Origin of the sequence: Pseudomonas sp. W5-01, assembly GCF_046540435.1 — a bacterium.
GTDB classification, from domain to species: domain Bacteria; phylum Pseudomonadota; class Gammaproteobacteria; order Pseudomonadales; family Pseudomonadaceae; genus Aquipseudomonas; species Aquipseudomonas graminis_B.
Genome location: NZ_JAXCIP010000004.1, coordinates 452,874 through 475,927, shown reverse-complemented (window position 1 = coordinate 475,927; position 23,054 = coordinate 452,874). Strand labels below are relative to the sequence as shown.

20 protein-coding genes are annotated in these 23,054 nt (G+C 61.2%); 4 read left to right on the top strand and 16 right to left on the bottom strand.

What is annotated here, in order from left to right; all coding sequences use genetic code 11:
• Positions 1–429: a DNA polymerase III subunit chi gene (locus SLW75_RS15680; protein WP_133772097.1), complete on the bottom strand. Its 429-nt coding sequence runs from the start codon at positions 427–429 to the stop codon at positions 1–3.
• Between the two features lie 57 nt (positions 430–486).
• Positions 487–1,977 carry a leucyl aminopeptidase gene (locus SLW75_RS15675; protein ID WP_065992008.1) on the bottom strand — a complete coding sequence of 497 codons (1,491 nt, stop codon included), beginning with the start codon at positions 1,975–1,977 and terminating at the stop codon, positions 487–489.
• A 305-nt stretch (positions 1,978–2,282) separates the two neighbouring features.
• On the opposite strand from SLW75_RS15675, the gene lptF reads away from it, so the two are divergent.
• Together lptF and lptG are read left to right on the top strand one after the other, a co-directional pair.
• Positions 2,283–3,401, top strand: coding sequence for an LPS export ABC transporter permease LptF (lptF, locus tag SLW75_RS15670; RefSeq protein WP_410934874.1), 1,119 nt, complete (start codon positions 2,283–2,285; stop codon positions 3,399–3,401).
• The gene (gene lptG, locus SLW75_RS15665) at positions 3,394–4,455 is read left to right on the top strand and encodes an LPS export ABC transporter permease LptG (RefSeq protein ID WP_065992013.1); all 1,062 of its coding nucleotides are present in this window, start codon (positions 3,394–3,396) and stop codon (positions 4,453–4,455) included. Before lptF ends, lptG begins: the two co-directional genes overlap by 8 nt.
• Positions 4,456–4,517: 62 nt before the next feature.
• Here lptG and SLW75_RS15660 read toward each other — a convergent pair whose 3' ends face one another.
• The 14 genes from SLW75_RS15660 to gap all read right to left on the bottom strand — a co-directional run bounded on the left by SLW75_RS15660 (position 4,518) and on the right by gap (position 19,935).
• Positions 4,518–5,006: an RDD family protein gene (locus SLW75_RS15660; protein WP_410934873.1), complete on the bottom strand. Its 489-nt coding sequence runs from the start codon at positions 5,004–5,006 to the stop codon at positions 4,518–4,520.
• Positions 5,007–5,102: 96 nt separating this feature from the next.
• Positions 5,103–5,315, bottom strand: coding sequence for a cold-shock protein (locus SLW75_RS15655; protein WP_003227496.1), 213 nt, complete (start codon positions 5,313–5,315; stop codon positions 5,103–5,105).
• Positions 5,316–5,710: 395 nt separating this feature from the next.
• Entirely contained in the window at positions 5,711–6,832 is a 1,122-nt protein-coding gene (gene gcvT / locus SLW75_RS15650; RefSeq protein ID WP_065992016.1) for a glycine cleavage system aminomethyltransferase GcvT, read from the bottom strand.
• A gap of 70 nt (positions 6,833–6,902) precedes the next feature.
• On the bottom strand, positions 6,903–8,279 hold the full coding sequence (locus SLW75_RS15645) for an L-serine ammonia-lyase (protein WP_065992017.1): 1,377 nt from the start codon (positions 8,277–8,279) through the stop codon (positions 6,903–6,905).
• Between the two features lie 106 nt (positions 8,280–8,385).
• Positions 8,386–11,244, bottom strand: coding sequence for an aminomethyl-transferring glycine dehydrogenase (gene gcvP / locus SLW75_RS15640; protein WP_410934872.1), 2,859 nt, complete (start codon positions 11,242–11,244; stop codon positions 8,386–8,388).
• 10 nt (positions 11,245–11,254) lie between these two features.
• The gene (gene gcvH / locus SLW75_RS15635) at positions 11,255–11,638 is read right to left on the bottom strand and encodes a glycine cleavage system protein GcvH (RefSeq protein WP_065992021.1); all 384 of its coding nucleotides are present in this window, start codon (positions 11,636–11,638) and stop codon (positions 11,255–11,257) included.
• A 397-nt stretch (positions 11,639–12,035) separates the two neighbouring features.
• On the bottom strand, positions 12,036–13,544 hold the full coding sequence (locus tag SLW75_RS15630; protein ID WP_410928446.1) for a sigma-54-dependent transcriptional regulator: 1,509 nt from the start codon (positions 13,542–13,544) through the stop codon (positions 12,036–12,038).
• A gap of 85 nt (positions 13,545–13,629) precedes the next feature.
• Positions 13,630–13,980 (bottom strand): DUF5064 family protein, encoded by a 351-nt coding sequence (locus SLW75_RS15625; protein ID WP_065992027.1) that lies wholly within the window; start codon positions 13,978–13,980, stop codon positions 13,630–13,632.
• Positions 13,981–14,164: 184 nt separating this feature from the next.
• The gene (locus SLW75_RS15620; RefSeq protein ID WP_410934871.1) at positions 14,165–14,569 is read right to left on the bottom strand and encodes a YbaN family protein; all 405 of its coding nucleotides are present in this window, start codon (positions 14,567–14,569) and stop codon (positions 14,165–14,167) included.
• 93 nt (positions 14,570–14,662) lie between these two features.
• Positions 14,663–15,262, bottom strand: a complete 600-nt coding sequence (locus tag SLW75_RS15615; RefSeq protein ID WP_410934870.1) for a biliverdin-producing heme oxygenase — start codon at positions 15,260–15,262, stop codon at positions 14,663–14,665.
• Between the two features lie 90 nt (positions 15,263–15,352).
• Positions 15,353–17,692: a TonB-dependent hemoglobin/transferrin/lactoferrin family receptor gene (locus SLW75_RS15610; protein ID WP_410934869.1), complete on the bottom strand. Its 2,340-nt coding sequence runs from the start codon at positions 17,690–17,692 to the stop codon at positions 15,353–15,355.
• Positions 17,693–17,874: 182 nt separating this feature from the next.
• Positions 17,875–18,117, bottom strand: a complete 243-nt coding sequence (locus SLW75_RS15605; RefSeq protein ID WP_410928451.1) for a FecR/PupR family sigma factor regulator — start codon at positions 18,115–18,117, stop codon at positions 17,875–17,877.
• Between the two features lie 80 nt (positions 18,118–18,197).
• Positions 18,198–18,713, bottom strand: coding sequence for an RNA polymerase sigma factor (locus SLW75_RS15600; RefSeq protein WP_410934868.1), 516 nt, complete (start codon positions 18,711–18,713; stop codon positions 18,198–18,200).
• 220 nt (positions 18,714–18,933) lie between these two features.
• Positions 18,934–19,935 carry a type I glyceraldehyde-3-phosphate dehydrogenase gene (gap, locus tag SLW75_RS15595; protein WP_065992035.1) on the bottom strand — a complete coding sequence of 334 codons (1,002 nt, stop codon included), beginning with the start codon at positions 19,933–19,935 and terminating at the stop codon, positions 18,934–18,936.
• Positions 19,936–20,169: 234 nt separating this feature from the next.
• Here gap and edd point away from each other — a divergent pair, with 234 nt between their 5' ends.
• Positions 20,170–21,996: a phosphogluconate dehydratase gene (gene edd / locus SLW75_RS15590; RefSeq protein ID WP_410934867.1), complete on the top strand. Its 1,827-nt coding sequence runs from the start codon at positions 20,170–20,172 to the stop codon at positions 21,994–21,996.
• A complete protein-coding gene (locus SLW75_RS15585; protein WP_065992039.1) occupies positions 21,993–22,967 on the top strand; it encodes a glucokinase in 975 nt (324 codons plus the stop codon). The genes edd and SLW75_RS15585 overlap by 4 nt, the downstream gene beginning before the upstream one ends.
• Positions 22,968–23,054 lie beyond the last annotated feature (87 nt).

The window sequence follows — 23,054 nt, the reverse complement described above, 5'->3', positions numbered from 1 at the left end:
TCAAAGACGCTGCAGCCGGTGATCTTGCAGAGGATAGCCCTGTTCGCGGTAGAAGCGAAAACTCTCGCGTGCCGCGAGGCGGATGGCTGGATCCTCGACAACGATCTCGGCGACACGCGCGAATCGTTTGAAGAATTCCGGGATGCGCAGGTCAAGATTGACCAGCAGATCCTGATGTTGGCCGGGGTCGCTTCCGATACCCAGCGCCACCGGAGCGTCCTGATCGTCCTCGACCGAGCCATGGGGCACGAACGCTTCGCCCCGGAAGCGCCACAGTCGGGCGTCCAGCTCCTCGCGTTGCCCGGCATCGCTGCAATGCAGATACACCCGATGGCCGAGGCGCCAGGCCTTGTCGGTGAGTTTGCAGGCGAAGTCCAGGCGCGCGACAGGGTCGGCACTCGGCAGAATGTAGAAATCGACTTGGGTCATGGGTGATTCCAGAACGCTGAACGCGCCGACCGGGGGGGGCAGCGCGTTGGCAGCGGCTTAAACGCCGGCGCGGTCGATCAGGTATTGGGTCAGCAGCGGAACCGGACGGCCCGTTGCGCCCTTGTCCTTGCCGCCGCTCAGCCATGCCGTGCCGGCGATGTCCAGGTGCGCCCACTCGTAGGCTTTGGCGAAGCGCGAGAGGAAGCAGGCCGCGGTGATGGTGCCGGCCTTCGGGCCGCCTATGTTGGCGATGTCGGCAAACGGGCTGTCCAGCTGCTCCTGGTACTCATCGAACAACGGCAGCTGCCAGGCACGGTCGTCGGCGCGTTTGCCGGCTTCCAGCACTTGGCTGATCAAAGCGTCGCTGTTGCCCAGCAAGCCCGAGGTGTGACCGCCCAGCGCGACGACGCAAGCACCGGTCAGCGTGGCGATGTCGATAACGGCCTGTGGCTTGAAGCGTTCGGCGTAGGTCAGCGCATCGCACAGCACCAGACGGCCTTCGGCGTCGGTGTTGAGGATCTCGACGGTCTGGCCGCTCATGGTCTTGACGATGTCACCCGGGCGGGTTGCGTTGCCGCTCGGCATGTTTTCAGCTGCCGCGACGATGCACACCAGGTTGATCGGCAGTTGCAGTTCGAGCACAGCGTTCAACGTGCCGAACACGCTCGCCGCGCCGCACATGTCGAACTTCATTTCGTCCATCCCCAGGCCCGGCTTGAGGCTGATCCCGCCGGTGTCAAAGGTGATGCCCTTGCCGACCAGTACGAAAGGCTTTTCGCTTTTCTTGCCGTTGGAGTACTGCATGACGATCAGGCGTGGCGGCTGAGCGCTGCCTTGACCGACCGCCAGGAACGAGCCCATGCCCAGCTTTTCGATGTCTTTTTCATCGAAGATCTCGACCTTGAGGCCCTTGTTGGCTTTGCCCATCGCCTTGGCCTGCTCGCCCAGATAGGTCGGGTGGCAGATGTTCGGCGGCATGTTGCCCAGGTCGCGGGTCACCGCCATGCCGGCAGCGATGGCCTGTGCGTGTTTGGCCGCACGTTCAACGTCGGCGACGTTGGCTTTGGCGGTCAGCAGGGTGATTTTTTTCAGGGCGCGAGGATCGACTTTCTGGCTCTTGAAGCGATCGAAGACGTATTCGCCATCGGCCAGGGTTTCGACCAGCAGGCGGTTCTTGCCATAAACATCGCGATTCTTGACGTTCAGCTGGTCAAGGTCGAAGCCGGCATCAACGCCACCCAGGCTTTTCAGGGTGCCGAGCGCGCCGCTGATGATTTTGCGGAACTGGCGATCGTTCAATTCCGGCTCTTTACCCGAACCGACCAGCAGTACGCGTTCGGCTTTCAGGTTGGGCAGGCTGTGCAGCAACAGGCTCTGGCCGATCTTGCCCGACAGGTCGCCGCGTTTGAGGACAGCGCTGATGGCGCCACCGCTCAGGGTGTCGAGGGTGCTCGCGGTGTCGCTCAGCGTGCGGCCTTCACCGACGGCGACCACCAGTGTGGCGGTCTTCAAGGTTTCTGCACTGACGCTTTTAACAACCAATTCCATGTCGGGGTCCCCGAATAAACTGTGAGTTATCGCACTTGAGCACACGGCTCGGCAGCGGCGCAGAGGTACTTACACCGGCATGCCTGCGGCAAGGCCCGCAGTTTGACCCTGCGAGCCAATGGATGACAACCCCGTCCGGGTGCGCCGGTGTGCCGGTTACAGAAGTATCCCGCGCGCGCAGTGACAGACACACCCAATCACAGGATAATGCCGCATATTTTTTTGGTGGTTCGCCGTCGCGCGCATCATGGCTGATCCATTTCATTGTCATGCCGCCTTAGCGTGACAACCCTGGAGTGTCTGGTTTGATTGTCTTCCGTTACCTGTCCCGAGAAGTGCTGGTTACCCTGAGCGCTGTCAGTGCTGTGCTGCTGGTAATCATCATGAGTGGCCGCTTCATCAAATACCTGGCCCAGGCTGCATCGGGTGCACTCGATCCGGGTGTGCTGTTTCTGATCATGGGTTTCCGTCTGCCGGGCTTCCTGCAACTGATCCTCCCGCTGGGGTTATTCCTGGGGATTCTTCTGGCGTACGGCCGGTTGTACCTCGAAAGCGAAATGACCGTACTGGCCGCCACCGGCATGAGCCAGCAACGTCTGTTGCTGATCACCCTCGCGCCGGCTGCGCTGGTGTCACTGCTGGTGGCCTGGCTCAGCTTCAGCCTCGCCCCCCAGGGCGCGACCCAGTTCCAGCTGCTGATCAACAAGCAGGACGCGATGACCGAATTCGACACACTCGTGCCGGGTCGCTTCCAGCTGCTGCGTGACGGCAGCCGCGTGACCTACACCGAAACCATGAGCGACGACCGCATCAATTTGGGTGGCGTGTTCATCTCCGAAAAGAAACTCGAAGAGAAGAAAGACCACGGCATCACCGTGCTGGTGGCGGAAAAAGGCCGGCAGGAAATCAAGCCCGATGGCACGCGCTACCTGATTCTGGACAATGGCTATCGCTACGACGGCAACCCCGGTCAGGCCGATTACCGCGCCATCAAATACGACACCTACGGCGCCTTGCTGCCCAAGCCGGACATCAGCGATGAGGTCACCGACCGCGACGCCATCTCCACCAGCGAACTGCTGACCGGCGAAGACAGCCTGCGTAACCGTGCCGAGTTGCAATGGCGGGTTTCGCTGCCGATTCTGGTGTTCATCGTGACGCTGATGGCGGTGCCGCTGGCCCGGGTCAACCCGCGTCAGGGCCGCTTCCTCAAGCTTCTTCCGGCGATTCTTCTTTATATGGCTTATCTCACCATCCTGATTGCTGCGCGCGGTGCGCTGGAGAAGGGCAAGATCCCGATGGGCCTCGGCCTGTGGTGGGTGCATGCACTGTTCCTCTCCATCGGACTGGCGTTGCTCTACTGGGAGCCTCTGCGCCTGAAGCTTGCGAGTCGCCGCAGCGTGTCGGGGGTGGCTCATGGTTAAGCTCGATCGCTACATCGGCAAAAGCGTGTTCATGGCGATCCTTGCGGTACTGGGGATCATCCTCGGGCTGGCCTCGCTGTTTGCCTTCATCGACGAGATGGCTGACATCAGCGACACCTACACCTTCTGGGACGCTGGCAGTTTCGTGTTGATGACCGCGCCGCGCCGGCTCTACGACATGCTGCCGATGGCCGCGCTGATCGGTTGTCTGATCGGTCTCGGCGCACTGGCCAGCAGCAGCGAACTGACCATCATGCGGGCCGCCGGTGTGTCCATCGGCCGTATCGTCTGGGCGGTCATGAAGCCCATGCTCGTGTTGATGGTGGCCGGGTTGTTGATCGGCGAATACGTCGCGCCGGTGACTGAAGCCTCGGCCCAGGCCGCACGTTCGCTGGCTCAAGGCACCGGCGACGCGCAGAGCGCCAGGCACGGCCTGTGGCACCGTCAGGGTGAGGAGTTCATCCACATCAACACGGTGCAGCCGAACGGCCTTTTGTATGGCGTCACCCGTTACCATTTCGACGACCAGCGCCACATGCTGACGTCGAGCTTCGCCAAGCAGGCCAACTTCAAGACCGATTACTGGCTGCTGAAAGACGTCACCACGACGGTCTTCCACGACGGTCGCACCGAAGTGGTCACCGCCCCTGAAGAGCGCTGGAACGTTGCGTTGAGCCCGCAGTTGCTGAGCACTGTCGTGCTGCCGCCTGAGTCACTGTCGATGACCGGGCTTTATGGCTATGCGCGGTATCTGGCCGATCAGGGGCTGAACAACGGTCGTTACTGGCTGGCGTTCTACACCAAGATTCTCCAGCCGCTCGTGACGGTGGCGCTGGTGCTGATGGCGATTTCCTTCATCTTCGGGCCGTTGCGCTCGGTGACGTTGGGGCAGCGTGTGTTCACGGGCGTGCTGGTGGGCTTCACCTTCCGCATCGCTCAGGATCTTCTGGGCCCGTCGAGCCTTGTGTTCGGTTTCTCGCCACTCTTCGCCGTGCTGGTGCCGGCGGGTGTGTGCGCCCTGGCGGGCATCTGGTTGCTGCGTCGCGCGGGCTGATACCTGCTGAGTATGAAAAGCCGACCCCAGGGTCGGCTTTTTTGTGGGCGGCCTACCGAGGTTCATTTTCTGATTCTGGGCACTCGCACCAATTGCGTCTCGGAATACAGGTCATGCCAGCAGCGTTTCTGTTTGTCGAACAGGCTCCAGAAGAAGCCCAGCCCGACGCACAGCCACGATGCGATGGCGACGATGAAGCGCAGCAGCGCCTGCCACAGGCCGATGGCCGTTCCGTCGGCGTTCTGCACGCGTATTCCCCAGACCTGCATGCCGAGGGTTTGACCCGCGCGTGTCCAGAAATGGGCAAAGAAGCCGAACAGCGTGATCAGCAGAATCGAGGACAGCAACGGGTCGGCGTCGAGCGCGCCCGACTCGGAGAGCTGGCGCAGTCTGGTTTCGCCGACAAACCCCATCCAGACCAGTTTGTAGAGAAAGGCGGTGACTATCATCAGTGCCACACACAGCAGCGCGTCGTAGCTGATCGCAGCCATGCGCCGGCCCAATCCCACGGGAGGAAATTCGCCCTGGGGGCTTAAAACGTGTTGGATCATGGCGGCGCTCGTTTAATCGGAGGCGGGCAGTTTACGGAATCGCAGGCACAAAAAAGCCCCTGATGTTGGCCATCAGGGGCTCTTTGCGTCGGCTGATCAGGCCTCGGCTTGTACTTCGTCAGCCTGCATGCCTTTTTGGCCCTGCACCGCGACGAACGTCACTTTCTGGCCTTCTTTCAGGCTTTTGAAGCCGTTGCCTTGAATAGCGCGGAAGTGGACGAACAGATCCGGACCGCTTTCAGGGGTGATAAAACCGAAACCCTTTTCATCGTTAAACCACTTAACGGTGCCGCTCTGACGTGTAGACATTTTCTTATTCCTTGAAGCATTAAATTAATGACAGTCTCTTTCACACGAAAGAGTACTGGGGCTGGTTGCAGGAAGAAGAAACGTAGAACGGGATGTAGCATTGCTTTTGGCGCTACTGCCCGGGTCACGATCCCAGCGACCCATGCAAACACAGTCGAGAAACTCTACGCTAACTCTCGGCGAAAAAACAAGCCCCGTTTGGGCCAGTATTCATAGGGGTTTTCGGGTTTTTTAAAAACATTAACCACGTTCGCAAGATCGATAGTTTTTAATGTTTAGAGGGTTGTCGAAGTTCAATATTTTGACAGTTTTAATGCACTTAACGCTGGCGCCGGACTGCGGCATCCGCACAGTTTAATGCACTGTTGCGGTGCCGCATTTTTTGACGATGTTACTTAGCCGCGGAAGTAACGTGCCGGAACGAAAGGCATTTTCGTCACCTGCATGGGGACTTTCTTGCCGCGGACGATTGCCCAGACAGGTGTTTCCAGCGCGGTGAAACGGGCGTCGACATAACCCATTGCCAACGGCGCGCTCAGGGTCGGGCCAAAGCCGCCGCTGCAGACCGTCCCGATGGTCGTCCCCTCGGCGTCGACGATTTCAGCGCCTTCACGCACCGGCGTACGCTCTTGTGGCAACAGGCCTACACGTTTGCGCGCCGCACCGCTTTGGTGCTGGGCGAAGATCGAGTCGGCACCGGGGAAACCGCCGGCACGCGCACCGTCGGCGCGACGCACCTTGGACATCGCCCACAGCAGGCTGGCTTCGATCGGCGTGGTTTCGGTATTCATGTCGTGGCCGTAGAGGCAAAGGCCGGCCTCCAGTCGCAGCGAGTCCCGCGCGCCCAGGCCTATCGGCGCCACTTCCGGCTCCGCGAGCAGACGACGCGCGAGGGATTCTGCGTGGTCCGCCGGTACCGAAATCTCGTAACCGTCTTCACCGGTGTAGCCCGAGCGGCTGACGTAGCAGTCAATGCCGTCGATCTTGGTCGAGGTGTACTGCATGAAGGTCATTTTCGCGACTTCCGGGGCCAGCCGCGCCAGTGCGGTAACGGCCTGCGGACCTTGCAGCGCGAGCAATGCACGTTCGTCGAACAGCGGCGTGATATCGCACTGGCTGCCAATGTGCTGCTGCAGGTGCGCCAGGTCTTGGTTCTTGCAGGCGGCGTTAACCACCAGCATGAGCTGATCGTTACCCAGATTGGCGACCATCAAGTCGTCGAGAATGCCGCCGTTTTCGTTGGTGAACATGGCGTAGCGCTGCATGCCGACCGGCAGGTCGATGATGTCCACCGGCACCAGGGTTTCCAGCGCCTTCGCTGCGTTCGCGCCGCTCAAGAGGATCTGACCCATGTGCGAAACGTCGAACAGGCCGGCCTGATCTCGGGTATGCAGGTGTTCTTTCATGACGCCGGCGGGGTACTGAACGGGCATGTCGTAGCCGGCGAACTCGACCATTTTCGCGCCGAGTTCACGGTGCAGGGCGTTGAGCGGGGTCTTCAGCAATTCGGTGGTCATGGGGTCACTCCTTGAAAGCGGTTCCGGGGTACCCGCGAAGGGCAGGGAACCCTATGAATGGGGGCTGATGTCAGCATTCGATGATGTTCACGGCCAGCCCGCCACGGGCTGTTTCCTTGTATTTGCTTTTCATGTCGGCGCCGGTCTGGCGCATGGTGCGGATCACTTTATCCAGCGAGACAAAATGCTGGCCGTCGCCGCGCAAGGCCATGCGCACTGCGTTGATGGCCTTCACCGAACCCATTGCATTGCGCTCGATGCACGGCACTTGAACCAGGCCGCCGATGGGGTCGCAGGTCAGGCCGAGATTGTGCTCCATGCCGATTTCAGCGGCGTTTTCCACTTGTTGAACGTTGCCGCCCAAGACTTCGCACAGTGCGCCGGCGGCCATGGAGCAGGCCACGCCGACTTCGCCCTGACAACCGACTTCGGCGCCGGAGATCGACGCGTTCTCTTTGTAGAGAATGCCGATCGCCGCCGCCGTGAGCAGGAAACGCACGACGCCGTCTTCGTTGGCCCCGGTGATGAAGCGCATGTAGTAATGCAGCACCGCCGGGATAATCCCGGCTGCACCGTTGGTGGGCGCGGTCACCACACGGCCGCCGTTAGCGTTTTCTTCGTTGACCGCCAGCGCGTACAGATTGACCCAGTCGAGCACCGACAAGGCATCACGCAGCGCGGCTTCCGGGTTTTTGCACAGTTGACGATGCAGTGCTGCCGCACGCCGCTTGACCTTCAGGCCGCCCGGCAAGATGCCTTCGTTGCGGCAACCCGCTTCGACGCAGTCCTGCATGACCTGCCAGATGTGCAGCAGGCCCTGACGGGTTTCGGCCTCGGGGCGCCACGCGGCTTCGTTGGCCAGCATGACCTGGCTGATCGAAAGGCCGCTCGCGGTGCAGTGCGCCATCAGATCCCGTGCGGTTTTGAAGGGATATAGCAGCTGCGTCTGGTCTTCCACGATGCGGTCTGCGCCAGCGGCTTGCTCATCGACCACGAACCCTCCGCCGACGGAGTAGTACTCGCGGCTGCGCACCTGTAGGCCGGAGGCATCGAAGGCACGGAAAATCATGCCGTTGGGGTGGAAGGCCAAGGGTTTGCGAATCATCGCCAGGTGATGCTTTTCGATGAATTCGATGCTGTGCCGGCCGAGCAGTTTCAGGCGTTCAGTGCTGCGGATCTGCTGCAGGCGAGCCGCGACGGTTTCGGTATCGACGGTGTCGGGATGCTCACCTTCAAGGCCCAGCAACACAGCCTTGTCGCTGCCGTGGCCTTTGCCGGTGGCACCCAGTGAGCCGTAAAGCTCGACTTTGACGCAGATGATGGTTTCCAGCAGGCCATCGCGCTGCAAGCCTTCGGCAAACCGCGCCGCCGCCCGCATCGGGCCCACCGTGTGGGAGCTGGAGGGACCAATGCCGATCTTGAACAGGTCAAATACGCTCAGCGACATGATGGGGTTCCGGGAAGTGAAGCAGTAACAAGCAGCAAGCTACCAGCCGCAGGTAAAAGCTGATCGGCTTTCACTTGTAGCTTGCGGCTTGAAGCTCGTGGCTTGGTTAAGCGTAGTCTTCGATCGACGGGCAGGCGCAGACCAGGTTGCGGTCGCCGAACACGTTGTCGACACGGCCCACCGGTGGCCAGTATTTGCCTTCGATCAACGACGCCACCGGGTACACGGCCTGCTCGCGGCTGTACGGATGGCTCCATTCGCCCACCAGTTCAGCGGCGGTGTGGGGCGCGTTTTTCAGCGGGTTGTCGTCCTTGTCCAGCACGCCGCTTTCGACCGCGCGGATTTCTTCGCGGATCTTGATCATCGCGTCGCAGAATCGATCCAGCTCTTCCTTCGACTCGCTCTCGGTCGGCTCGATCATCAACGTGCCCGCGACCGGGAAAGACATGGTCGGGGCGTGGAAACCGAAGTCGATCAGGCGTTTGGCGACGTCATCCACGCTGATGCCGCTGGTTTCCTTCAGCGGGCGCAGGTCGAGAATGCATTCATGGGCGACCAGGCCGTTGCTGCCGGTGTACAGCACGGGGTAGTGCTCTTCCAGGCGACGGGAAATGTAGTTGGCATTCAGGATCGCCAGTTGCGAGGCGCGCTTGAGGCCTTCACCGCCCATCATGCGGATGTACATCCAGGTGATCGGCAAGATGCTCGCGCTGCCGAACGGCGCCGCGCAGACCGCGCCTTGCTTGCGGTCCATTCGGGCGTGACCCGGCATGAACGCCGCCAGGTGGGATTTCACGCCGATCGGGCCAACGCCCGGGCCGCCGCCGCCGTGGGGGATGCAGAAGGTTTTGTGCAGATTGAGGTGGGACACGTCACCGCCAAACTTGCCCGGTGCGCACAGCCCGACCATGGCGTTCATGTTCGCGCCGTCGATGTACACCTGGCCGCCGTTGTCATGCACGATGCCGCAGATTTCGCGGATGCCTTCTTCGAACACGCCGTGGGTCGACGGGTAGGTGATCATCAGTGCAGCGAGGTGCTCGCGGTGCTCGATGGCCTTGGCGCGCAGGTCTTCGATGTCGACGTTGCCGCGGGCGTCGCAGGCGGTGACGACCACGCGCATCCCGGCCATGTTGGCGGTCGCCGGGTTGGTGCCGTGGGCCGATGATGGGATCAGGCAGATGTCGCGACGCTCGTCGCCACGGCTCTGGTGGTAAGCACGGATCGCCAGCAGACCGGCGTACTCGCCCTGTGAGCCAGCGTTTGGCTGCAGGGAGATCGCGTCATAACCGGTGGCGGCGCAGAGCATCGCTTCCAGTTCGTCGGTCAGTTGCTGATAACCGGCGCTCTGCTCGGCCGGGGCGAACGGGTGCAGGTTGCCGAACTCGGCCCATGTCACCGGGATCATTTCGCTGGCGGCGTTGAGTTTCATGGTGCACGAGCCCAGCGGGATCATCGTGCGGTCCAGTGCCAGGTCCTTGTCCGCCAGGCGACGCAGGTAGCGCATCAGCTCGGTTTCGGAGTGGTAGCGGTTGAACACCGGATGGCTAAGGATCGCCGACTGGCGCTTCAGTTCGGCGGGCAGGCGCGCTTGGACGCTGTCCGCCAGCGCGGCGAAGTCAGGCAGGGCCTGGCCTTCGGCAGCGAAGAGAGACCACAGTACCTCGACGTCGGCTTGCTTCGTGGTTTCGTCGAGCGAAACGCCCAGGCGCTCGGCGTCTACTTCACGCAGGTTGATTTCGTGTGCGCGGGCCTTGGCGTGCAGGTCTGCCGTTTTGGCGCCGGTGTTCAGGGTGATGCTGTCGAAGAAGAACGACTGCTCGGCCTCCAAGCCCAACTGATTCAAGCCCTCGGCAAAAATCGCGGTCAGGTGATGCACACGGTTGGCGATGCGGGTCAGGCCGCGCGGGCCGTGGTACACGGCGTACATGCTGGCGATGTTGGCGAGCAGCACCTGCGCGGTGCAGATGTTGCTGGTGGCCTTCTCGCGACGGATGTGTTGCTCGCGGGTTTGCATGGCCAGACGCAGGGCGGTCTTGCCGAAGCGGTCGATGGACACACCCACCAGTCGGCCGGGCATGTCGCGCTTGTAGGCGTCGCGGGTGGAGAAGTAGGCCGCGTGCGGGCCACCGAAACCCAGCGGTACGCCGAAGCGTTGCGCACTGCCAATGGCCACGTCAGCGCCAAACTCGCCCGGTGGGGTGAGCAAGGTCAGGGCCAGCAGGTCGGCGGCCACGGCGACCAGGGCGTTGGCGGTGTGGAAGCGCTCGACCAGTTCGCGGTAGTCGAACACGTCGCCGTTGCTGGCGGGGTATTGCAGCAGCGCGCCGAAGAACTCGCTGACGTCGGTCAGTTGAGCTTCGTCCGCAACGACCACTTCAATGCCCAGCGGCTCGGCGCGGGTTTGCAGCACGTCGAGGGTTTGCGGGTGGCAATGGGCGGAGGCGAAGAACTTGTTGCTGCTTTTGTTCTTGCTCAGGCGTTTGCAGAAGGTCATGGCTTCGGCAGCGGCAGTGGCTTCGTCGAGCAGCGAGGCGTTGGCGATCGGCAGGCCGGTCAGGTCGCTGATCAGGGTCTGGAAGTTCAGCAGCGACTCCAGACGGCCTTGGGAAATTTCCGGCTGATACGGTGTGTAAGCGGTGTACCAGGCCGGGTTTTCCAGCAGGTTGCGCAGAATAGGCGCCGGGGTGTGAGTGTTGTAGTAACCCTGGCCGATGTAGGTTTTGAACAGCTGGTTCTTGCCGGCGATGGCTTTGATGTCGGCGAGCGCGTCGGCTTCGCTTTGCCCGGCGGACAAGCCGAGAACGCTGGTGCCCTTGATGGATTCAGGGATGACGCTGGCGGTCAGCGCGTCGAGGGAGTCATAGCCCAGGGTGGTGAGCATGGCTTTTTCATCAGCGGCACGCGGGCCGATGTGGCGGGCGATGAACTCGTTGGCGGTGCTCAATTCAATACGGTCAGTCATTGCGCGCTCCTCAGGCTTCGGCGTTGGCTTTGATCAGACGATCATAGGCGTCTTGGGTCAGCAGTTGGCCGACAGCATCGGGATTGGAAGGAATAAAGCGAAAGAACCAGCCTTGGCCGAGCGGGTCTTCGTTGACCAGTTCAGGGTTGGCGTCCAGCGCGGGATTGGTTTCGACGACTTCGCCATCGAGGGGCATGTACACGCCGCTGGCGGCCTTGACCGATTCGACGGTAGCCGCTTCGGCGCCTTTGTCGTAGGACTGCAGCTCCGGCAGTTGCACGAAAACCACGTCACCCAGTGCGTCCTGCGCAAAGGCGGTGATACCGACCGTGACGCTGCCGTCAGTTTCGGCGCGCAGCCACTCGTGGTCTTCGGTAAAACGCAACTCGCTCATGGAATCTCCCCAGATGGTAAATCGCCCGTTATGCCCGGGCGTGATGGGAGGAGTGCATAGCAAGTTTGCGGCCAAGGTCGAGAAGGGCGCGTAAACGTTGGGCGGTGGCGATTTAAGTGGCTTGGAATTCGGCACATGCTGGAACGAAATCGATACGGAGCTTTGAGGCAAGAGCGGGATTCCGCCGCAGCGGCGTTATAGGACGCTGAGTTTGCGCTGTGGAATGTTTTCAATACAGTGTCGCGGTATCGTTACGACAGTGATGCCTTGAATGTTATGGACGTACGCGGATTTGTGGGAGCGAGCTTGCTCGCGAAGAGGCAGTACATTCGCTGAGTTTTAAACGGTCAGGATACTGCTTTCCTTAGCAAGCTCACTCCCAACTTCTATGGGCTCTTTAGCTTTTGCCCGGGATCCCGTACTTGCGCAGCCGATGGGCGATTGCGGTGTGTGACGTCTGCAGCCGCGCGGCCAATTGGCGCGTCGAGGGATACTGGCTGTAGAGCTTTTCCAGCAGCGACTTTTCGAAATCCTCGACCGCCCCTTCGAGGCTTTCGACTTCGCCATCACGGTCCCTCGCCACCGACGTACCGGCGATGTCCAGGTCGCCGATGTCGACCAGCGAGCTGTCGCAGATGGCGGCAGCGCGGAAGATCACGTTCTGCAACTGACGAACGTTGCCCGGCCAGCGATTGCCAAGCAGGGCTGGGTAGGTGGTTGGCGCAAGTCGGCAGACCGGTCGCTGAATCTGCGTGCAGGCCTGCTCCATGAAATAGCGTGCCAGCATCAGGATGTCCTGACCCCGTTCACGCAACGGCGGTACGTCCAGATTGAGCACATTCAGGCGATAGAACAGGTCTTCGCGGAAGGTGCCCTCGGCGACCATTTTCTCCAGGTCACGGTGGGTTGCGCTGAGGATACGCACGTTGACCTGCACTTCCTTGTCGCCGCCGACCCGCCGAAAGCTGCCGTCATTGAGGAAGCGCAGCAATTTGGCCTGCAGGTACGGCGACATTTCGCCAATCTCGTCGAGGAACACCGTGCCTTTGTTGGCGAGCTCCATCAGGCCGGGTTTGCCGCCGCGCTGGGCACCGGTAAAGGCGCCGGGGGCATAGCCGAACAGTTCACTCTCAGCGAGGTTCTCCGGCAACGCCGCGCAGTTCAGCGCAAGAAAAGGCGCCCCGTTGCGCGCGCTCACTGCATGACAGGCCCGCGCCACCAGTTCCTTGCCCGTGCCGGTTTCACCCTGAATCAGCAGCGGCGCATCCAGTGCAGCGACCCGTTGTGCCCTCGCCTTGAGGGTGCGGATCGGCGCGGAATCCCCCAACAGCGCGTCGAAACCTTCAGCGTGATCGTGGTGCAGTGCCGACAGGCGTTCGCCAATCCGGCTGGGCAGATACAGGGTCAGCAGCGCGCCCGCGTCGGTGATGGGGGTAGCGTCCAGCAGCAGCGCTTCGCCGTTGAGCGTGACTTCCCGCAGCGGCAGACGAAAGCCGTTTTCCAGCAGCGCCGATTGCAGACCCGCATCGGAAAACAGCTCGCCAATCGATTCGCCCGCCGGCTCCCGGCCATACAACGCAACCAGTGCGGGGTTTGCCAGCAGCACATGGCCGGCGCTGTCGAGGGCAAGCACCGGGTCGGTCATCGCTGCCAGCAAGGCGTCAAGTTGCAGATGACGGCGCTGGCCGGGGAGGATGTCGACCACCGTGATCGCTTCGACACCGCGCACGCGAAACAGCCGGTCCTTGAGTTCTTCAAGCACGTCATGGCTCAGCGTCGGTGCATCGATATAGACGTTGGGCGGTACCATTTCCACGGCATCGAGGTTCAGGTTGCGCGCGCCGAGGATGGCCAGCACTTCCTGGGTGATGCCGACGCGGTCAATGAACGTGACGTGAATGCGCATGGGGAGGGAAAGGGTTCGCGGGAGTGAGGGGGGCGATTATGCCAGTAATCTCATTGCCCATCCCGAGACCGTGAAAGCGGGCGGGCTATTCCAGATGCTCTGGCTTAACCGAGTCGCCGGATTTCATGTCGAGCTTGTGACGGATGTCTTCGAACATCTGGTCGTACTCGCCGTGCATCGCGTGCAGGTCGGTGGTTCTCGGCAGCCCATGCTTCTCAAGTCTGCGGGAAGCTTCGCTGGCGAAGTTGTACGCCTTGTCCTTCGGCAGCTCAAAGGTTTCGTTGACACTCTGGCCACTGATGTCACCTTCCAGCCTGAACTGCATGCCCGGCCCCGAATCAGTCTGGCTGACCTCGTAGCGGATATGAAGGTCGTAGCCGACGTCGTGTGGTTGCAGAGCGGGGTGGACGATGTGCAGATGACCTGGCTCGAACATGGCGGTGGCTCCTGGGAAAGTGATTGGACCTAGAGGGACAGACCCATGGGACCGCCTCGGGTTCAGGTTCATATACCGAGTGCTGTTGGTGGGACCGGCTTTAGCCGGGGAGGCGTCAGGTGTCACGCCCCAGGATTGAGGGCGTTCAAACCGGCCTCTTCCCGGCTGAAGCCGGTGCTACATCTCACTTTTCCGGCTGAAGGCGCGAAGGCTCAGGCCGTGACCAGATCCACAGATTGACCAGCACCATGCCGGCCACCGCGAAATAGATCCACCAATTATGTTTCAGTACTACCAGCATCATCACCGCGCAAATCAGCATGGTGACCGTGGCGCTGATCTTGGCCCTGCGCGCAATCATCTTGCCGTTTCGCCAGTTGCTCAGCATCGGTCCGAACACCCGATGATTCTCTAGCCACGCGCTCAGGCGCGGCGAGCTACGCGTCGCCGCCCATGCCGCCAGCAAAATGAATTCGGTGGTGGGCAGGCCCGGAATGAAAATCGCGATGATGCCGATCGTCAGGCTCACGTAGGCGAGAATGCCAAACAGGATGCGGGACAGTTTGCTGCCGGGTGGTGTACTGGTCATGGTCTCGGTAATGCAGAGTGAGCAGGTGTTGCGGGATTTTCAGATCCCGCAAAGGCGCTCAGCTTATCAGTGCCGGGCGCAAAAGGCCCGGCGTCAGGCGGGTTCCGCTTCAGACGCTGAAGCGTACGCGTGTTGCAGCAGCACATTGAAACGCTCGAAGGCCGCCACTGCTCCGCGGTCTATCGCGCGCTCCTGCTCAGCGTTGAACGGCAGATCGTCAATGACCCGGATAAAGCGCTTCCAGCCTTCGGCGCGACCGCCCGACGGTTCTCCCAGATGGCGGGCGCCGAAGGTCTCGCTGAGGTCCAGGGCCACGGCGCGTTTGATCAAAAACGCAGCACCCAGCTTCGAACCCTCCGAGACGAACAGCCAGCCCAGTGCCTCGGCAAGGCTGGGCTCCTCGACGGCGCCGGCGACAGGGCCGGGGATGCCAGCCTGAAGATCAAGCAAATCAGCCTTGGCCTGTTCGGCGCGGCATCGGTCGGGCAGGTCGGCAATCAGCGCGATCAACTGTGGGTGCGTGTACAGCGTTTTCAGCTCTTCCTGAAAAAGGTACTGCGCGCTGAGGAATCGGCTGTAACTGGCCAGTGTTTCGAACGGCGCGTTGGCTTTCACCGCCTTGTCCAGTTGTTCATGGGGGGCATGGGTGATCTGGTTCAGTCGTTGCGAACGACGAATCGAGTTATCGGTCATGGGGTCTTCCTTGTTAAATGAGGCGCTTGATAACAAAACGAACGAACGTCGCAGGCGCGTAAAAAATCACGCTCCTGCAACGGGGATCGGTCAGATGTCCCACACCACGTTGACGGCGAAATTGCGTCCTGGCTGAGTCAGGCGGTCGAGGTTGGCGGGGGAGGTGGCGCCTGCGTCGCCGACGTTGTCGTAGCCGCGTACGTCGTCCCACAGCCAGTATTTTTTGTCCGCGACGTTGTACAGGCCGCCGCTGACCGTGACGTCATTGGTGACTTTGTAATAACCCGTCAGATCAACGAGACCGAAGCCCGGCGTCTTGAACCGGGTGGCGCCATCCGGCGCGTAGTAGCTGCGGGTGTCGACCCGCGTTTTGCGCTTGACCAGGGTCCAGTTCAGCAAGCCGCCGTAGGTGTTGTGGTCATAACCCAGCCCGAATACGCCGGTCAGCGGGTTGATGCTGTTGATGGGCTGGCCGTTGTCATTGTTGCGGCCGTATAGATAGGCCAGCGAGCCTCGGGTGTAGAGGCCTTCGGGGGCGCCGAAGCTGTCCAGGTTCAGACGACCCTTGAGCTCGACGCCCTTGATCGTGGCGTGCTTGATGTTGTTGGACTGGAAGGTCGTGGTGGTGGAGTTGGCTGGAATCACCGCGTCCTCATTAATGAAGTCGCGGTATGTGTTGTAGAACGCAGCAACATCAAACGTGCCTTCGTCGAAGTGACCTCGCAGGCCGGTTTCGTAGCTCTTGCTCGTCTCCGGTTTCAAGTCGGGATTGGGCTCCACGACGTAATTGCCCCGGGTGTTCTCGAACCGGCCATACAAGGCCTTGGCGCTTGGTGTGCGGAAACCCTCGGCGTACTGGCCGTACCATGTGTAGGTGTCGTTGAACGCATACGTCAGCCCCAGCTTGGGTAACAGGCGATGCCATTTTTTCGTGCTGTCGTCGAACCCGCTCTTGCTTTTCAGGTTGACGCTTTTGAGGAATGAATCTGTGGCGTCTGGTTCGAGCGTGGTGTAGTCGTAGCGGACGCCGGGCATGAAGGTCCAGTCGCCCCATTTGATCTGATCCTGGGCGAACAGCGCGTAGGTGGTGATCGTCGGGTTCGGGAAGTCGTTGGTGGGTGCCACGATGTCGTTCGCGCTGGCACTGACTGCACCGAGGGTGCGGCAGGTTCCGACGACCGACGCACAGGTGGCTGATCCTGTCCGAAGCCCTGTTATCTTCTGTTGCTTGAGGGTCGTGCCGTAGGTCAGCAGGTGCTGGGTGTCGCCGATGTCGAACGCCTTATCCAGCTGTGTGTCGAGGATCCATTGGCGTTCCTTGTAATGGGTGTCGCGGCTGCGCCAGACGTCACGACTGCCGGGCACGTAACGCTCGAAGGTATTCTGATCGGTCTTGGCAATCTGGTAGTTCAAGCTCCACTTGGCGTTGTCGGCCAGCACGCTGTCCAGCGCGAACGTGTTTTCCAGTCCGAAGCGCTCTCGGGTGATGACGTCGTTGCCCTCGCGGCTTCGGTACATTCCTGACGCACCGACGCCCGGTATGAAAGGCCCGCCCACCACACTTTTCTGATTGGTATGGCTGTCGTCCTTGTACTTCTCGTAAGTGAACGCCAGACGATCATTGTCGCCGTAGTTCCAGCCCAGTTTGGCGAGCACATTGGTGGCGCGGGCGTCTTCCGGGTTCGCCTTCGTGCGTGAAAGCCCCGTGCCGCCATCCTCACCGTAGGACTCGGTCTCGTGGCCGTTGCGTTGACTGACGTGCAGCAAACCGTCGACATCCCCCGCGCGGCCGGCAACCGTAGACGAATTCAGCCAACTGTTGTCCGCCGAGCTGTAGCCGGTCTTCAGGCGAGCCCCGACATCCTTGCCCGGCTTGATGATGTCCTCGGGATTGAGGGTGTAATAGCTCACGGCGCCGCCAATGGCGCTGCTCCCATACAACGCCGACGCAGGCCCGCGCAGGATTTCGACGCGCTTGATGATCTCCGGATCAACGTAATTGCGATGGGTGTTGGCGAAAGGGCCCTGGAAGAAATTGTCCGGCACTTCCACGCCATCCACCTGGGTCAGGATGCGGTCGCCGTCGATGCCGCGAATGTTATAGCCGCTGGTGCCCGCCCGCTGGCCGGCTCCGCCCACGGAGACACCGGGCTCGTCGCGTATCAGATCGCGAATGCTGTTGACGTTGCGCCGATCCAGTGCCGTGCGGTCCTGCACCGTCACCGTTCCGGGCACCGAATCCACCGACTGCGCCTGACGCGTGGCACTGACCGTAATCTGCTCCAGTTCCAGGGCATGACCCTGCTCGGCGGCAGCGATGGTGGGGCTGTGCAGGCTTGCGGCGAAAATGGCGATGGTCAGCAGCGAAAGCCCGACGTCGTGTGTGGCTCTGGGCGAGGCGGGCGGTGCGGGGTTGAAACTGGACAGCATGGATAGCGCTCCCTGTCGTGCGGGTCGTCATAGTTGTTGCGAGATGATTCAAATAGGAATCAGTTGCATTGGCTATGACTAGACGTACGGGCAGCGGCTATCGCGTAAAAATAATTTGGGTGAGTGCCAGAGCATCAGGTATTGAGCAACTGCGGGCTGCTTTGCCAGCACATCACCCGGCGCTATGTTTTTTTCCGCGCGGCCAGCAGCGCTGCGGCATCGAACACCGGTTGCGAATGCCACACGGCCTCGGCGCTGGCGAATACTTCGCGGTGGGAAGGATCGGCGTCGAGCCATTCCAGAAAGCGCCTATGCGTTTCGGCATCGGCAATGTCCAGTTCGATCAGCCAGGTCAGGGCTTGGTCCATCGTCTCGGCGCGTGCCGCATCGGCTTGAGCGCGGCGGGGTGATTGGGCGTCCGTCAAGCAGCGTCCTCGGGTCCACGGTTTGGGCGGCAGTGTAGCGTCACTCTGTGGCACCAGCTGACGATTCTGACGGGCGAAGCTCAGTGATCCAGACGCGCGGCCACACTCAGGCAGACCGTCATGATCAGCTTCAGTTCTTTTTGCACGGTGCTGGTGGACACCCCCAGCCGTTTGGCGATCTCCAGATAACTCGCGCCGTGGAGCCGGCTCAGGGTGAAGATTTTCTGCTGCCGCGGCGTCAGGGTTTCCAGGCTCGCGCTGAGGCTTTCCAGCAACCGGTTGGCGTGGGCGGCATCCTCCAGCGCGGCGTCGGGGGCGACGACATCATGGATATCGCTGATCGGCGCATCATCGACGATGGTCCGCGCGTGAATGCGTCTGGCGCGCAGATGATCCAGTGCCAGATTGCGCGCGGTCTGGAAGAGGAAGGGTTCGAGGTGCTCGATGGCTCGCTCGGAGAGCGCGCGGGTGACACGCAGGTAGGTTTCCTGAAGCAGGTCTTCGGCGGTGCTGTGGCTGCGGACCATACGCTGAAGCGTTCGCAGCAGCATGGTTCGCCGGGCGAGAAAGACAGTGTTGAAATGCGACTGAGTCACGGGGGCACCCGACCAGAATTCAGCAGATGATAATGCTTATCATCTAGAGGTCAGGTCAAGGCAGGGATTTGCACAGTTTGTAAGGGCGTTGTCCGGGGACGGTAGTCATGACTGAGGGAGGGAGTTGATCGCGAAGAGCTGGGTAAATCCGCTGACTCTCCAGCGGATTGAATTTCGTCTTCGCGAGCAAGCTCGCTCCTACATAGGGAGATCCCGTTACTTACTCGGCGTTCATCAACGCCAGGCAGTTATCCAGCATGCGGTTGGAGAAGCCCCATTCGTTGTCGTACCACGCCAGCACCTTCAGCAGGCGACCGCTGACTTTGGTGTGGTTCGCGTCGAAGATGGACGACAGCGGGTTGTGATTGAAGTCGTGGGAAACCAGCGGCAGGGTGTTGTAACCGAGGATTTTCGAATGCTGCGCCGCTTCTTTCATGATCGCGTTGACCTCTTCGGCCGTCGCATCGCGCTTGAGCTGAATGGTCAGGTCGACCAGCGATACGTTGATCACCGGCACACGCACGGCCATGCCGGTCAGCTTGCCCGCCAGCTCCGGCAGCACCAGGCCGACCGCTTCGGCAGCGCCCGTCTTGCTCGGGATCATCGACTGCGTCGCCGAACGCGCGCGGTACGGGTCGGTGTGGTAGACGTCGATCAGGTTCTGGTCGTTGGTGTAGGCATGGATGGTGGTCATCAGACCGCTTTCGATGCCCAGCTCACGGTTCAGGACCTGGGCGACCGGCGCCAGGCAGTTGGTGGTGCAGGAGGCGTTGGAAATGACCTGATGGGACTGGCGCAGCACGTCATGGTTGACGCCGTAGACGATCGTCGCATCGGCGCCTTTGGCCGGAGCCGAGATAATGACTTTTTTGGCGCCGGCGGTGATATGCGCGGCGGCCTTGGTGCGGTCGGTGAACAGACCGGTGCATTCGAACACCACGTCGATGTTCAGGGATTTCCACGGCAGCTCGGCCGGGTTGCGGATGGCGCTGACCGCAATTCGGTCACCATTGACGGTCAGGCTTTCCTGATCGTGCTCAACGGTGCCGTCGAACGGCCCGTGCACGGTGTCGAATTTCAGCAGATGGGCGTTGATCTCGCTGTCGCCCAGGTCATTGATGGCGACGACTTGCAGGTCCTGACGGTAGCCTTGGGTATAGAGTGCGCGTAGGACGTTGCGGCCGATTCGGCCAAAGCCATTAATTGCGATGCGGAGAGTCATACACCCGTCCTCAAGAATTTGTTGTTGGAATTACAAGATTATTCTCATAAAAATAGAAAACAACCCCTTTTAGTGGCAGTATTTTGTTTTATCTACAAATAGAAACCCGTCTGGCCGTCACAACTGGCTGAAAATCAAGTGTTTGCCGCCGCTCTCGACCGAGCCCGGATTTGATCGCAGCCTGGTGAAAGCGCCTGAACGGGTGACCCCATCCGCTAGCCTGGAGTCCATGACATGCATCCCCGCGTCCTTGAGGTAACCGAACGGCTGATTGCTCGCAGCCGTGAAACCCGTCAACGCTACCTGCAATTGATCCGGGGTGCGGCGAGCGACGGGCCGATGCGCGGCAAGCTGCAATGTGCCAACTTCGCCCACGGCGTTGCGGCATGTGGTCCCGAAGACAAGAACAGCCTGCGCATGATGAATGCGGCCAACATCGCCATTGTCTCCTCCTACAACGACATGCTCTCGGCGCATCAGCCGTACGAACACTTCCCCGAACAGATTAAAAAAGCGCTGCGTGAAATCGGCTCGGTGGGGCAGTTTGCCGGTGGCGTTCCGGCCATGTGTGATGGCGTCACCCAGGGCGAGCCGGGCATGGAACTGAGTATCGCCAGCCGAGAAGTCATTGCGATGGCAACGGCGGTGGCGTTGTCCCACAACATGTTCGACGGCGCGCTGATGCTGGGCATCTGCGACAAGATCGTTCCGGGCTTGCTGATGGGCTCGCTGCGTTTCGGTCATCTGCCGACGATTTTTGTGCCGGGCGGGCCGATGGTCTCGGGCATCTCCAACAAGGAAAAAGCCGACGTGCGTCAGCGCTACGCGGAAGGCAAGGCGACCCGCGAAGAGCTGCTGGACTCGGAGATGAAGTCCTACCACGGCCCGGGCACCTGCACGTTCTACGGCACGGCGAACACCAACCAGTTGATTATGGAAGTCATGGGTCTGCATCTTCCGGGCGCCTCTTTCGTCAATCCTTACACACCGCTACGCGATGCCCTGACACGCGAGGCGGCGTTCCAGGTCACGCGTCTGACCAAACAAAGCGGCGACTTCATCCCACTCGGAGAGATTGTGGACGAACGTTCGCTGGTCAACTCAATTGTTGCCCTGCACGCGACGGGCGGTTCTACCAACCACACGCTGCACATGCCGGCCATTGCCCAGTGCGCGGGCATTCAGCTGACCTGGCAGGACATGGCCGATCTGTCGGAAGTCGTGCCGACCCTGTCCCACGTCTACCCGAACGGCAAAGCCGACATCAACCACTTCCAGGCCGCCGGCGGCATGTCGTTCCTGATCCGCGAGCTGCTCGACGCGGGCCTGATGCACGAAGACGTCAACACGGTCATGGGCCGTGGCCTGCGTCGCTACATCCAGGAGCCCTTCCTGGAAGAAGGCAAGCTGGTGTGGCGCGATGGCCCGGTCGGAAGCCTGGACGAAAACGTCCTGCGCCCGATCGCGCGTCCGTTTTCGGCCGAGGGCGGCCTGCGGGTCATGGAAGGCAACCTGGGCCGTGGCGTGATGAAAGTCTCCGCCGTTGCCCTGGAGCACCAGATCGTCGAGGCCCCCGCCAAAGTATTCGAAGACCAGCAGGACCTCGCCGACGCCTTCAAGGCCGGCGAACTGGAGTGCGATTTTGTCGCGGTCATGCGCTTCCAGGGGCCGCGTTCCAATGGCATGCCTGAACTGCACAAGATGACGCCGTTTCTGGGCGTGCTGCAGGACCGTGGCTTCAAAGTGGCGCTGATTACGGACGGGCGCATGTCCGGCGCGTCCGGGAAAATCCCGGCGGCGATTCACGTTTGCCCGGAAGCTTCTGACGGCGGGCCGCTGGCGTTGGTGCGTGATGGGGATCTCATTCGTGTCGATGGCGTGAAAGGAACGTTGCAAGTTCTGGTCGAACCGGCAGAATTGGCCGCCAGAGAGCCGGCAGTCGGTCGCTTGTCCCATAACGTGGGCAGCGGGCGCGAACTGTTTGGTTTCATGCGCATGGCCTTCAGCTCGGCAGAGAAGGGCGCCAGCGCCTTTACTTCGAATCTGGAGACGCTCAAGTGACATTGGCGATGGTGGGTGATATCGGCGGCACAAATGCGCGATTTGCCATTTGGGAAGACGAGCAGTTGCATTCGATCCGGGTGTTCGCGACGGTCGATTACGCCAGTCCTGAAAAGGCCTTGCTGGTCTATCTGCAGGACCTGGAATTGCAGCGCGGTGATGTCACCTCCCTTTGCCTGGCCGTGGCCGGGCCGGTGACCGGCGACGATTTCCACTTCACCAATAGTCATTGGAAGATCAATCGGCAGGCGTTCTGCGCCGAGCTGAAGATCGACCACCTGATCCTGGTCAACGACTTCACTGCCATGGCCCTGGGCATGACCCGCCTGAAGGACGACGAGTACCTGACCGTGCGTCATGGCAAGGGCGATCCTCGCGGCGCGCGGGTGGTTATCGGGCCTGGCACCGGACTCGGCGTCGGCACCTTGATCCGCAGTGGCGAAGCGCGTTGGACTGCGGTGCCGGGCGAGGGCGGTCACGTCGATCTGCCGATCGGCACGCCCCGCGAAGCCCTGCTGTGGATGCGGTTGATGGCGACCCATGAGCACGTCAGTGCCGAGACGATTCTGAGTGGCGCCGGGCTGTTGCTGCTGTATCAAGTCAGCTGCGGACTGGACGAAATCGAGCCTGAACTCAAGTCGCCTGCGGCCATTACCGCGGCGGCGCTCAAGGGCGATCCGGTCGCCAGCGCAGTGCTTGAGCAGTTCTGTGTATTCCTCGGTCGCGTGGCCGGCAACAACGTACTGACTGTCGGCGGACGCGGCGGCGTGTATATTGCCGGGGGCGTAATCCCGCGATTCGTCGACTTCTTCATGCAGAGCGGCTTCAACAAGGCGTTCGCCGAGAAGGGCTTGATGAAGGATTATTTCAAGGACGTGCCGGTCTGGCTGGTCACGGCCGAATATCCCGGCCTGATGGGCGCAGGCGTGGCGCTGGATCAATATGCGGCGAGCGCTAGCGGCAAGCTATAAGCTGCAAGCTGCAAGCAAAGACCGCGCACGTCACGCTGGCCGCTTTGAGCTTGAAGCTTGAAGCTTGAAGCTTGAAGCTTGAAGCTT